This window comes from Caballeronia sp. EK, assembly GCF_014384845.1.
GTDB lineage: Bacteria > Pseudomonadota > Gammaproteobacteria > Burkholderiales > Burkholderiaceae > Caballeronia > Caballeronia jiangsuensis.
Genome location: NZ_JACSUE010000002.1, coordinates 254,855 through 268,116, shown reverse-complemented (window position 1 = coordinate 268,116; position 13,262 = coordinate 254,855). Strand labels below are relative to the sequence as shown.

Annotated in this window: 9 protein-coding genes; all 9 read right to left on the bottom strand. The window is 67.1% G+C overall.

The window, feature by feature from the left end:
• Position 1: 1 nt before the first annotated feature.
• Positions 2-1,390, bottom strand: a complete 1,389-nt coding sequence (gene tssK / locus IAG25_RS05645) for a type VI secretion system baseplate subunit TssK (protein ID WP_187603966.1) — start codon at positions 1,388-1,390, stop codon at positions 2-4.
• Positions 1,391-1,406: 16 nt separating this feature from the next.
• Entirely contained in the window at positions 1,407-2,180 is a 774-nt protein-coding gene (gene tssJ / locus IAG25_RS05640; protein ID WP_187603965.1) for a type VI secretion system lipoprotein TssJ, read from the bottom strand.
• Positions 2,181-2,309: 129 nt separating this feature from the next.
• Positions 2,310-3,086: a hypothetical protein gene (locus IAG25_RS05635; RefSeq protein ID WP_187603964.1), complete on the bottom strand. Its 777-nt coding sequence runs from the start codon at positions 3,084-3,086 to the stop codon at positions 2,310-2,312.
• 19 nt (positions 3,087-3,105) lie between these two features.
• Complete coding sequence (locus IAG25_RS05630; RefSeq protein WP_035501275.1) at positions 3,106-3,501, bottom strand: DUF4150 domain-containing protein; 396 nt, start codon at positions 3,499-3,501, stop codon at positions 3,106-3,108.
• Between the two features lie 8 nt (positions 3,502-3,509).
• A complete protein-coding gene (locus IAG25_RS05625; RefSeq protein WP_255503545.1) occupies positions 3,510-4,175 on the bottom strand; it encodes a DUF3540 domain-containing protein in 666 nt (221 codons plus the stop codon).
• Between the two features lie 28 nt (positions 4,176-4,203).
• Positions 4,204-5,232, bottom strand: a complete 1,029-nt coding sequence (locus IAG25_RS05620) for a pentapeptide repeat-containing protein (protein ID WP_255503544.1) — start codon at positions 5,230-5,232, stop codon at positions 4,204-4,206.
• Positions 5,229-7,871: a DUF2169 family type VI secretion system accessory protein gene (locus IAG25_RS05615; protein WP_187603962.1), complete on the bottom strand. Its 2,643-nt coding sequence runs from the start codon at positions 7,869-7,871 to the stop codon at positions 5,229-5,231. The genes IAG25_RS05620 and IAG25_RS05615 overlap by 4 nt, the downstream gene beginning before the upstream one ends.
• Before the next feature lie 4 nt (positions 7,872-7,875).
• Complete coding sequence (locus IAG25_RS05610) at positions 7,876-10,527, bottom strand: type VI secretion system Vgr family protein (RefSeq protein ID WP_187603961.1); 2,652 nt, start codon at positions 10,525-10,527, stop codon at positions 7,876-7,878.
• Between the two features lie 83 nt (positions 10,528-10,610).
• A complete protein-coding gene (gene tssH / locus IAG25_RS05605) occupies positions 10,611-13,259 on the bottom strand; it encodes a type VI secretion system ATPase TssH (protein ID WP_187603960.1) in 2,649 nt (882 codons plus the stop codon).
• Positions 13,260-13,262 lie beyond the last annotated feature (3 nt).

Below are 13,262 nucleotides of genomic sequence, written 5' to 3'. Positions count from 1 at the left end.
GCTATCTCCGCAGCACGACGATTTCGGCGCGCAGATCCTGCGGCGCGTCCGGCCATTGCAGCGCGATGTTCTCGTCGCGCTCGACGGCGTCCCAAAGTTCGCTCACCTGCTCGATCCGGAAGTAGTTCGACGACGCGCGGCGCGGCATGCCCTGCGGCGCGTTCGGCAGATGGATCAGCTCCAGCCCCGGCAGCGCGTGCGCGACGAGCCGCGTGACATCGGCGGCATTGGCGAGACGCGCATCGTAGAGCGCGCCATCGACGACCTGCGCCGCCGCCTGCTCCGTGCGCAGCACGAGATAGAAGCGGTTGCGCCGGTCGAAGAACGCGCGCGGCAAATCGCCCGCGAACATGCCGTCGCGATAGTCGAGCACCGCGAGATGCTCCGGTCCGATCGCGATCTCGCCGAGCAGAAAACCGATCAGCGCCTGCGCGCGCGAGAAGCAGTTGTAGAGATCGGCGTGATCGTAGGCGGGCAGGCCCGGCGTGCCGTCCTGCGCCTCGCCGAGCATGTCGAAGCGCTCGGAAAACGCGCTCAGCTCGCCGACGAGATTGCGCAGTTCGCCGTACAGATGCCACGGATGCAGCGTCGGCGTCTGCGTCAGATGCACGAGGTTCGGCGCGGCGCGCGACAGCGTGCGCATCGCGAGCAGCAGCATCATGAAGCCGGGATCGAACTCGGCTTTCTGCAGCTCGCGCGGATTCTTGAACTCCTGAAGATGATGCGCGCGGCCGACGACATCGTCGCGAATCTCGCGCACGATGCGCAGCAGCGCGTCGGAGCCGGCAAGCGCGTAGGCGGGCGGGATGAAGCGCTCCGACAGCGTCACCGTATCGCCGATGCGCGCGAGTTGCGCAATCGGAATCAGGTCGTACTGGCCGAGATTGGCGGTCTCGCCCTCGAAGAACACCTTCAGCACGTGCAGCAGCGTATGCACCGGCGCGGCCGGTCCGTTCGAATGCAGATCGGGCACGTCGGCGGGGCGTTCGAGGCTCGCGTAGCGGGTCGGCGCGGCGGCGGCGTCATCGGGCGATGCGCACATCGTCACGTTGTTGCCTTCGGCGGCGAACTTGCGCACGCCGAGATAGACCGTCAGCGCGCGTCCCTCGCCGATCGTGCTCGCGTCGAACGAACGCGGCGCGAGCACCGCGTTGCCGGGAAACTCGACATACGTGCGATCCGGAAAGATCAGCCTGGCCGCCCGCACTTCGATGGTCTGACTCGCGATGGCGCCCGTCGCGATATCGAGCGCGCCCGCGCCCCAGAAATGCGGCAGCCCCGTCTCGACGACCGGCTTGTTGCGGAACTGCTCGTGCAGCGACGCCAGCTGAAAGTGCTGGGGCTGCATGAACATGCCCTGATGCCAGTAGATGCCCTTGTTATGGTCCATGCGATGGGATCGATGTCTAGTTGCTGAGCTTGCGCAAGGGTGTGTCCTGCGAACTGGCCGCGCCCACGACGCCGGTCGTGGCGCCGGAGCCGTCCTGGCCCGCCGGTTTGTCGCTCAAACGGATTTCCTTGCCGCCGCCTTCGAGCTGCTGCGCGCGCTGCAGCGTCGCGGCATCCGGGCCGCCGGGCTGCACTTCGGCGTTGAGGATGCCTTGGGCGCCGAGGTTGAGGCGCACGACGAGCGGCCCCGGCAGCTTGGTATGCGTGCGGAAGATGAAGCCCGAGGTCTTCGTGACAACGGGAACGTCGAACTGGCGCGCCGCGTTGGCCACGCCAAACTGCGCGTAGCCCGCGACGAGGCCGATCGAGCGCGTGCTCTGCGCGCGATCGAGAATCAGATACGAATGCTGGCCCGGCGCGACCACATAGCGCGAGAACTGCGAGAAAGTCTGCGGCACCTTGCCCGTCGCCATCGTTTCGGCGAGCGCGTTCGGGTCGGCGGAGAGATTGCGGAACGCCTGCGCATCGCCGGTCTCGTAGACGCCCAGCAGAAGCGTGTGCGACTGGCCGTCGTACTGGTTGAGGCCCGGATCGGCGGTGATCTCGAACATCACCGCGTCGGTCGCGTAGCTCCAGGTGACGTCGGCGAGCGGGTCTTTCGGCGGCGCGCTGCTGCATCCCGTCAGCGCGAGCACGGCCGCCGCGCATGCCAGCGACGCCATCCGCCGCATTGCGCGCCCGCGATTTTTGCCGCGCGTCGCGGCATCGTTTTTCATAACAGCCACAGCCATTGCCGGTGCCTCTTTCATGTGCCGTCGAGCATTACCCACTGCCACCCATTCTCCGGATATTGCGTCGCGCTCATGCGGCGAAAAAAGGCGGTTTTCCGGCCTTATTCGAAGGCTGCCGGGAAAACGGCGTCAGACGAGCGGCAGGATCGTCGCGCTGGCTTCGCTGTCTTCGGTGTACGGCATGAAGAGGATGGATTCGGGCGTACCCTTTACGCGGGCGTAATAGACATCGTCCGCGCCGAGGCGGTTGCGCACCGCCCACGCCGTGAATTCGCGCTCGCCGACCTGCAGCGTCAGCCCTTCCTGCGCGAACTCCAGCACGGTTTTCTCCGGCAGCTTGCCGCGCGGGCCGACCGCCTGAAAATCGATCGTCGCGCCGCCGCCATGAACGCCGAACACGACGCCCTGCCATTCGCCCCCGCGCGGCCCGATGGCGAACCATTGCCCGAGCTGCTCCTCGCCGACCACCTCGAAGCGGTGATCCTGCGGATCGCCCGCCTTCGCGAGATTCGCGCGCGCGACGATCTTCGCCGGCCATGACGGATGGTTCTCGACCAGCACGGTCGCGCCGCCGAGCAGCGCCGGCATGCTCTCGATGCCCGCCGCGCCCGACAGCACCATCGGAAAGCCGAGTCCGCGCGCCTCGCGCAGGCTCGCGGCGAACAGCGACAGGCCGTAGCGGATCGACGGCTTCGCGAGCGCGGCATCGTCGGCGAGGATCAGCCAGAGATCGGCGCGCGCGGCGTTCAGCGCGTCGAGGCCGGCGCGCCATGCGAGCTTCGCGGGTTCATCGACCCAGAAGTGGCCTTGCGTCGCGAGGCCGTAACGTTTGAGCAACTGCGACACGGCGGCGACGCGCGCGGCGTCCTTTTCCTTGTCGAACGCGGTGATCCAGACAGTTTTCATGATGGTTTTTTCCTCTCGTTCAACTCATGACCATCACGACGGACTGGCTCGGCGCGAGCACCGCGCCGACCATGTTGCCTTCGTTGTGCTGGGTCGGATCGCTGAGCCGCACGGCGGGCGAGCCTTCGAACTTCACGGTGACACTGCCCATCATGAACTGGACCTTGCCCATCATCTTCCCCGACACGACGCCGCCCGCGACGCCCGCCTCGTCGCCCGAGCTCAGCGGAATCTCCGACGACTTGGTGAGCGCCGGCATGCCGCCGACGAGCACCTTGACGGTCGCGGGGTTGCCCATCGGCGGCATGCCGATGTTCGGATACGGAATCGGAATCGGCGGCGCGGGCGGCGCGGGCGTCTTGCATACATCGGGCATCGCCATGCACTGGCCGCCCGCTTTGGTGACTGCGAACATGTCGGCTCCTATCCGAGATCGATCTTGTCGGCGTCGATCTTCACCTGGCCTTCGGCCAGAATCGTCGCGTGGCGGGCGGAAATGTGCATGCGCTCCTCGACGTGCATGCGCACGCGGCCGGCGTGCGTCTCGTCGGCGTTGTCGATCCGGCGAACGCTGTCGCGCGCGCGCTGGATCAGGCGTCCGACCGTGCTCGTGATCTGCTGCGCGACCGTGCTTACCGCGCCGAAGCGGCCCTGCAACTGCTGGATCGCCGCCTCCATGCGATGGAACGTGATCTCGCCGCGCACGCCCGTCATCGCGATTTCGGGCGCCTGCATCGTCAGGCTGCGCGCGGCTTTCATATCGACGCTGTCGGCTTCCACGCGCAGCGCGCCGCGATCCGTGTGCAGCGCGACATCGCCGGGCAGCACGAGCGCCGCGCACGATGGCTGCGCCCGCGCGAGCACCGCCAGCACGTACGAAATCGCGTTCGCGCCGCTCGCGGCGACGAGCACGGTATCGCCGCACTCCGGCTCGACGAGACAGCTTTCCGCGCGCAACGCGCGCAGCGGCGCGCGCCCGGCGGCGTCGAACAGAAACCAGCGGTCGGCGCGGCCGGTCACGGTCGCGTAGGTGAGCTGGACGGCGGGATCGTCGCCGGGCCGGGCGATCGTGACGAGCGTACGGTTCATGGCCGTGTTTCCTTGGATGAGGTTCATGTCAGACGCGCGGCTGCCATTGCTCGGCGCGCGCGAGCGCGGGATCGGTGCGGCGCGCGCCGTCGAACGACGCGCCGCTCAGTTGCGCGCCCTGATCGATGAGCGCATGCAGATTGGCGCCGCCGAAGTCCGCGCGCGTGCAATCCGCGCCGGACAGGTCCGCGTGCGAGAGATCGCAGTACGCAAAGCGCGCGGCTTTCAGCGATGCCCGCTGCCAGACGCTCGCGCCCAGCACCGACTGATTCCAGCGCGACGCATCGGCGCGCGCGGCGGCGAAGTTCGCCTCGCTCGCGTTGACCATCTCGCAGACCGCGTCGGTGAGATCGGCGCGTTCGAAAACGGCGTTCAGCAGCGCCGCGAAGCTCGCGCGCACGCCGCGTAGCGTCGCGTCCTGCAACTGCGCGCCGACGAAGCTCGTGCGATCGAGCGCGATGCCGGACAGGTCGGCCTTTCGCAGCGATGCGCCGTCGAGGATCGTCATCGTCAGATCGCAGCCGCGCAAATCCTGGCCGCTCAGGTCGGCGCCGCGCAGATACGCTTGCGCAAGCGATGCGCCGGTCAGACGCGCGCTCGTGAGGTCCGCGTCCATCGCGGTGAAGCGATGCAGGTTCGCGCCGGTGAAGTCGGTCTGGGCGTAGCGGCAGCCGTGCGCGTCGGCGCGCACGAAGCTCGCGCCCGCGAACGATGCGCCGCCGAAGTCGCAGCGGTCGAACGCGGCGAACGCGCAGTCCGCGTCGCGCACGCTCGCGCCGCCGAAGTCGGCGTTCTCGAAGCGCGTCTGCTGCGCGCGCAGGCCATCGAGCTTTGCGCGCGCGAACGACACGTCCTGGAAATCGGCATCGGCGAACACGGCGTTCGTCAGATTGGCTTCTGCGAACGCGACGTTTTGCAGCCGGCATCCGGACAGATCGATGCCCGAAAAATCGGCGCCGGACAGATCGGCGTCGGCGAGCAGACGCTGCGCGGCGAGCGTCGCGCGCGCTTCGTCGGCGCTCATGCGCATGCGGGTGGCGGGAGTCGTCGTGCTCATATGACGGGCGGCCTGAATTGAAGAATGGTGCGATCGATGTTCGAGCCTTCGAGGCTCGCGATAGTCGGCTGCGCGCCGTCGAAGTCCACGCCGTACAAATTCGCGTGGCGCAGCAGCGTGCCCTTGAGGTTCGACTTGCGCAGCGAGCCGCCGAACAGGTTGACGGCATCGAGATCGGCGCCGCTCAGGTCGGCCTTGTCGAAGCGCGCGCCCTTCGCCGACGACGCGCCGAAGCGTGCCGCCTGCGCCTGCGCATTGCCGAGATCGGCGTGATCGATGACGGCGCGCTCGAAGCTCGCGCGGCGAATCTGCACGCCGTCCCATGCGGCGCGGACGAGGCGCGTGCGCGTGAAGCGTGCGTCGTCGAAACACGTCTTCGCGTCGGCGCGAGACTGGCTCAGGTCGGCATCGGTGAAGACGGCTTGCTGCGCCTGCGCGCCGTAGAACTCCGCCTGACGGCACGCCGATGCCGAGAAATCGCAGCCCGCAAGACGGCTGCCGCTGAAGCTCGCCGCGACGAGATCGGCGCCGATGAACTTCGCGCCGCTCAGGTCGGCATCGGTGAAGCTCGCGTGGTGCGCGCGGCACGCCGACAAATCGGCGCCAGCGAGCTTCGACTGATCGAAGATCGCGCCGCTCAGATCGGCTTGGTTCAACTTCGACGCGGAGCAATCCGCGCCCGTGAAGTCGGCGTCGGCGAGTTGCGCGCCGCGCAGGTCCGCTTTGGCGAACGTGCTCGCCGCCGCGCTCGATTGCGTGAATTGCGCGCGTTGCAGATCGGTTTCGCTCAGGTCGGCGCCGTGCAGCAGCGCTCGCGTGAAATCGGCGTCGGCGAGACGGCTGCCCGCGAACGAGGTCTTGTCGAGCACCGCGCCGGAGAAATCCGCGCCGGACAGATCGAGCTTCGAGAGATCGACGCCGCCCAGGTCGTAACCCGCGAGGCTCGCGCGCGCAGCGTGCCGCGCGATCACCTCTTCGCGCGTCAATTGGACGACGGCGGGCGCTTCGGCCTCGGGCATGTCGATGGCGGGCATCTCGATGGCGGGCGCGGGCGGCTTCGCGGCCAGCGCGGCGAGCGCGGCGAAATCGGCTGCCGACACGACGCCCGGCGGCGCGAGATGCTGCAACGTTTCGGCCAGTTCGGGACGGCTCGCCAGCTGACGACGCACATCCGCCTCCGACAACCCGGCGTCGCGCAGGCGCTGCTGCGTTTCCGCCTGAAGCCGCGCGAGCATGCCGGGCAGATCGGCGGCGCTGGCGTCGGCTTCGGGCTGGTTCAGATAGCGCGCCGCGTCGGCATCTTTCACGCCGTACTTCTGCATCAGCGCGCGGGTTTCCGCGTTCAGTTCGGCGACGCTCGCCTTCACCTCGGCCAGCGTCGGCACGCGTTCCGGCGCGGCGTCCTTCAGATACGGCGCGATATCGGCGTCGGTCTTGCCGAACTTCGCCATCAGCGCGCGGCTCTCGCTGTTCAATGCCGCGGTCTGCGTCTGTACGGCCGACAGCGCGGAGGCGTCGAACGAAACCGCCGCCGCCTGCGGTGCCACCGCAGCTAGCGGCATCGCGACAGGCGCAGCAGCCTCGGCCGGTTCGACGGCAGCCGCCGCGCGCGCCGGCACCGCCACGGCGATCCGCTCGCGGAACACATCGCGGTAATGCTCGAACGGCAGCGGCGCATCGCCCTGACGCTCCCATTCGGCCATCACGTGCGTCACCTGGCTCGCGTCGGTATCGGCGATATTGGCGAGCGCGCGGTACAGCACCACGCCACATTCCAGCTCGGGAAAGAGCCAGAGCGTCTCCGCATGGGCGGCCACTTCGGTCAGCGTATCGTTCGCGTTGACGAAGCAGCGCGCCCGCAAACGCGGCAGCACGCCCTGAAGCACGCTCGCACGCGGATGCATGTTGACGATCTCGAAGCGCTCGTCGCCGATGAAATAGCCGGGCAGACGCTGATCGGACGGCGCGCTCAGAAAGAACTCGGGCCGCGTGTCCGACGGCAGATGCGGCCACTCGCTCTTGAGCCAGCGCTCGTCGCACGCGCCCAGATGCTGCCGGCGCAAGGGCGCGTCGCTACCGAATCCCCAGAAGCCCGCCGGTGCCGCACGGTCGCCACGGCTCGCGATGCGCCGCGTTTCGCTCTCGACGTTCGGCAGCGGCCAGATGCGCGTGCCGTCGGCGTCGTCGATTTCCGCGTAACCCTTGCCGGCCGGATTGTCGGCGCAGCCCGTGCCGCCGAATGCGGTCGCGGGTTCGATCGGCATCTGCGTATAAGGCGTGGCCGCCGAGATCAGGCCGAGCGCATTGAACCGGCGTTCGCCGCTGACCACGAGCGACTTGCCGAGCACGCCGATCCGCGCGCTGACCCACTGCTGCACGACCTGCGTGCCCGCCGGCGCATGCGCCGCGCCGTGGATGAGATATTCGCCGACGGGCTTCGGATAGCCTTCGTCGAGGATCGCGTTCTTGCCGAGCGCGCCGGCGACAGCGGCCCACACGTCGGGTTCGGGCATCAGTCCATCGAGACCGGCGTCGTCGAAGCGAAAGCCGGCAATCATGCCGATGGAGAGCACGTCGCGCCGCGCGAGCCGCAGGCCGCGATAGACGAGCGCGAGATTGTCGGGCTTGAGGATCTTCATGCCGTCATCCCAACTGGATCAGCGCGCTGTTGAACTTCACCGTCGAGCCGTTGAACTTCACCTGCGAGGCCGTCACGCTGAATGCGTTGGCGGCTTCCACGTTCACGTTCGTGGAGATGGTCGCGACCTTGTCCAGTCCGTCGATGGTCACCTGCGCGCCCTTGATCGATACGTTGCCGGCTGCCTGCGCCGAGAGCGCGCCGGTCGCCTTGAGGCCGAGGTCCGCGCCGGCAGTGGCCGTCAGGTTCGACACGGCCGTCATCTTGATGGTCGCGGCGCGCGTGCCGGCGCCGTCGCCATCGACCCAAGTCGTATTGGCGCCGCCGGCCTTGAGCACCACTTGCAGGCTATCGACCTCCACGCTCGATGACACCCCCGGCCCGCTCGCCACGGACAGCTCGCTGCCGAACTGCGACATGTTCAGCGTCGAGCCGATGCCGGGCAACGGCAATACAGTCGCCTTGATGCCCGAAATGCCGAGCTCGATGTTGCTGGCATAGAGCGGCTTGGCCTCGCTCGCGGCGGCGATCGCCTTCGCGCCGTCGAACAGCACCTTGTGCGCGAGGATCGACGTGAGCGCGCCGCCCAATGCGGTCTGCGCCGCCGTGACGCCGTAGCTGCCCGGCGTCCACGGCGCGACCTTGCCCGAGCCGCCGCCGGCGTCGTCGGCCGCACTGATCGCGAGGCCCGCTTCCGCCGCGATCACCGCGTTCACCGCGAGACTCAGCGCGACGGCTCCCTTGATCGAGTCCTTCACGCCATCGACCGTCGTCTTGATGATCGGGTCCTGACCGCCCGAGATCAGCACCGTTTCCGCGCCCTGCAGCTTGCCGGAGGTCTTGAGCGAGACCGTGTCGGAATCGTCCACGGTGATGCTCTTGCCCTTGTTCCAGCTCACGTTGGTGCTGAGACCGAACGACACGTTCGCGCCGAACGACGCCTTCGTGGTCATCGACGCCGACAGCGAGCCTTCGTACGACAACGTGAGCGAATTCTTCGTCCCCGCGAACAGCGAGTTGCTGACGCCGACCGTCACGCTTTCCGAGCTGCCCGCCGTGCTGGTCCACAGGCTGCCGCCGCCGTTCACGTCGGTCGAGCCGATGCCGATCGTGCTGTTGTGAAACGGCGAATGCAGCCACACGGCTTCCTTGCCCTTGCTGTCGGTCATGTGCAACTGATTGCCGCCCGCCGTCGCGATGCGGTTCGCCTGTGCGTTCTGCTGCGTGACGACGTTGCTGTTCTCCGAATTCGCCAGGCTGCCGACGATCACCGGCTGATCCGGATCGCCGTCGATGAACGACAGCAGCACTTCCGCATCCTTGTGCAGCGGGAAATGCATGCCGTGGTCCGTGCCCGCGTACGGCGACGCCATGCGCAGACGCGCGGAACTCTTGTTGGCGTTCTTGTCGGTCTTGTCGAACGGCAGTTGCACCTTGTACTGGCCGTACTCGTCGAGCTCGGCGTACTCGCCGCTGCCTTCGCTGTCGATGGTCGCGTTCATCGTGCCGGCCACGCGCGGCTTGGCCGTCGTGCGCTCGGGACGGAACTGCGTCGCGGCCGGGATTGCACGGAAGCTGTTGCGGTAGACGATCTCGCCGCCGCGCGCGCCCTCGCTGTACGGGCTCGTCACGCCGTTGAGCAGCGCGCCCGCCTGCGAGCCCTGATGATGCACTTCGGTAACGAGATAACGGCCGTTGAAGTCGTCGCGATAGTGAAATCCGAGCGTGAAGAAAAAGCCGCTGCGCAAGCCGAGCGCGGTGCCTTCGCCCGAATACACCTTGCCGCCGCAGACGAGCTCCTGCGCGCGCAGCTTCGCATAGCGGTCGCCTTCCTGCTGGTCGCGGAAGTTCTCGCCGTACAGCATGACTTCGCCGATACCCGCATCCGACACGGTCGCGCGAGCCTTCAACTGCACCGTCGCCTTGCGATAGTTGTAGTCCTGCAAAACCACTTCATGCGGCAGCGGTTTTTGCCGGCACACGAAGTCGCGCACCGAATCGGCGGCGAGACCGGTGTCGAGGGAATCGTCGGGACGGTACGCGACGGGGAGCGCGTCCGCCGCGTGCATGATCTTGTCATCGATCACGACGAGCTTGTCCGCGTCGCCTGCATGGTCGAAGTAGTAGTACACGCCCTCCTTCTCCAGCCAGCGCGACACGAAGTCGAGATACGTCTCCTGATACTGGCAGACGAAGGTGCGCGGCCGGTAATCGCCGGTGAGCCGGAATTCATAATCGGCGGAATTCAGGCGGCCGGTTTCGAGCACGCCGCGCACGGTATCGGTGATCGGGCGTTCGTCGAGATACACCTCGGAGATGCGAAAGAGCGACAGCCGCCACAGGCGCGGCACCAGCACGGCGCGATAGAACACATAACCGTCCGCGCGATGCAGTTGCTCGAACTCGGCGAGGATGCCGTGATACGGCGCGCGGATGCCGCCTTCCGGACCGTAGATCACGAACGACGCGCGATGGCTCAGCATCGTGTCGAAATCGATCGATGCATCGTCCGACACCAGCGTGAGGACAAAGCGGAACGGCTGCGAGATCGCCTCGAAGCCTTCCATTACGACGACCGCGAACTTGTCCGCGCCGAACGCTTCGGACGTGAAATCGAAGCGCTTGTTGGCGAGAATCCGGTCGGACAGTGCGTTCATGTTTGAATCTCCGTACAGGTGATGCTCGTTATTCTTGCGGCGCGCGGTCACCGCATGATTTCAGCCGCGTTACGTTTGAAACCTCAGGCCGGCGCGCCGGGAAACGTCACGGCGAAATCGCCGCTCTCGTTCACGTCGAGCGCCACTTCCGGCAGCGCGATGCCCTCGCCCATGCGCGTGAGGATTTCCTGCGACATCAGCGGCAGCACCGTGCCGCGCAGAATGAAATCGATGTTGCGCGCGCCCGTTTCGACTTCCGTGCAGCGCGCCGCGATCTGCGCGACCACCGCGTCGGTATAGGTGAAACGCATCTTGTTGTTGTGCGCGACGCGCCGCACGATCTTGTCGAGCTTGAGGCGCACGATGCCCGCGAGGGCGTCGGTGGCCAGCGCGAAGTACGGAATCACGGTCATGCGCGCGAGCAGCGCGGGCTTGAAGTGATTCGACAGGATCGGCCGCACCGCGGAAAGCAGCGTCGCCGCGTCGGGCTTGTCATCGCCCGCGGTCATTTCGGTGATGACATCGGTCGCGAGGTTCGACGTGAGGAAGATCACCGTGTTCGAGAAGTCGATCTCCTTGCCCTCGCCGTCCGACAGCATGCCCTTGTCGAACACCTGATAGAACAGGTTCATCACGTCGAGATGCGCCTTTTCCACTTCGTCGAGCAGCACGACCGAATACGGACGCTGGCGCACCGCTTCGGTCAGCACGCCGCCCTCGCCATAACCGACGTATCCCGGCGGCGAGCCGATCAGCCGGCTCACGTTGTGCTTCTCCTGGAACTCGCTCATGTTGATGACGGTGGTCGATTTTTCGTCGCCGAACATGATGTCCGCCACCGACAGCGCCGTCTCCGTCTTGCCGACGCCCGACGGGCCCGCGAGCAGGAACACGCCCATCGGCTGATCCGGGTCCTTCAGGCCCGACTTGGCGGTCTTCAGCACTTCGGCGATCTGCTCCATCGCGTGGTCCTGGCCGCGGATGCGCGCCTTCAGCGTGTCGGCCATGCGCATCACGCTCTGCGCCTGATCGCGCAGCATCTTGCCCGCCGGAATGCCGGTCCAGTCCGAGATCACACGCGCGACCACATCCGGATCGACATCGATATGAACCAGCGGCTGATCGCCCTGCGCCGCCTTGAACGCGTCGGCCGCGGAAGCGATGTCGCGTGACAGCGCCTCCAGCGTGTCGGCGGGCGCGCCGGCAGCCTTCGCCTCGTGACGCGCCGCGCGCGCATCGAGCAACGCGCGGGCGGCGTCGCGTTGGCGTTGCCAGAAGGCGCGGAGTTCTTCGGCTTGCGCGCCGAGCTTCGGCAATTCCTCGTCGATCTCGCGAAGACGCGCGAGGTCGACGGGCTGCTGGTTGTCCGCATCGCGTTCGAGTCCGCTCTTCTCGCGCTGCAATGCCTGGATGCGGCGCTCCGTGTTCTCCAGCACGTCGGGCTTCGCGCTTTGCAGCACCTTCACGCGCGCGCAGGCGGTATCGAGCAGATCGACGGCCTTGTCCGGCAACTGGCGGCCCATGATGTAGCGGCTCGACAACTCGGCCGCCGCGACGATCGCGTCGTCGCGCAGCACGACCTTGTGCACGTCCTCGTACTTCTCCTTCAGGCCGCGCAGGATCAGCACGGCGGTATCGAGATCCGGTTCGTCGAGCTTGACGAGCTGGAAGCGCCGCGCGAGCGCCGCGTCCTTTTCGAAGTACTTCTTGTATTCGGCCCACGTCGTCGCGGCGATCGTGCGCAGCTCGCCGCGTGCGAGCGCCGGTTTCAGCAGATTGGCCGCGTCCGACGTACCGGCCTGACCGCCCGCGCCGATCAGCGTGTGCGCTTCGTCGATGAAGAGAATGATCGGTTTCGCCGACGCCTTCACCTCGGTGATGACACCCTTCAAGCGATTCTCGAACTCGCCCTTCACGCTCGCGCCTGCTTGCAGCAGGCCCATGTCGAGACCGAGGATCGTCACGTCCCTGAGCGAATCGGGCACGTCGCCTTCGACCACGCGCAGCGCCAGCCCTTCGACGACCGCCGTCTTGCCGACGCCCGGATCACCGACGCAAATCGGGTTGTTCTTGCGGCGTCGCGCGAGAATATCGACCATCTGGCGAATCTCGGCATCGCGGCCGAACACCGGATCGAGCTTGCCCGCACGCGCCTTCTCGGTGAAGTTTTCGCAGAAGCGCGCGATCGCGCTGCCGTCGCCGCCGGCGGGCGCGGACGCATCGCTCGCGCCGTCGCCGAGCGCCTCGCGCGTGCCCGCTTCGACGGAACCGCCGCACACCGCGTCGAACGAACGGATCAGCGTTTCGCGATTCAGCGCGCGCAACGGCGCGGCGTAGTCGCCGGTCGCGTAATAGGTCGGGCGCGCGAGGAACGCGAGCAGCACCGCGCCCGAGCGGATGCGCGGCTCCTGCAAGTCCACCGATGCGATCAGCCACGCGTCCTGCAGCAGTTCGAGCAGGAGCGGCGAGAACGCGGGACGCCCCGCGTTGCCCGTCCTCATCTGTTCGAGGGACAGGTTGATCGAGCGTTGCACCAGCGCCGCCTCGACGTCGTGCTGACGCAGCAGGAGCGCGATATCGGCCTGTTGATCGTCGAACAGCTTGACGAGCAGATGCTCGACCGTGATCTCGTAATGACCGCGCGACACGCACAACCCGACGCCATCTTCGAGCGCCTGTTTGCAAAAGCCGTTGAGGCGGCCCACCAGGGGCTTCAGTTCGACCAGCAGCATGTT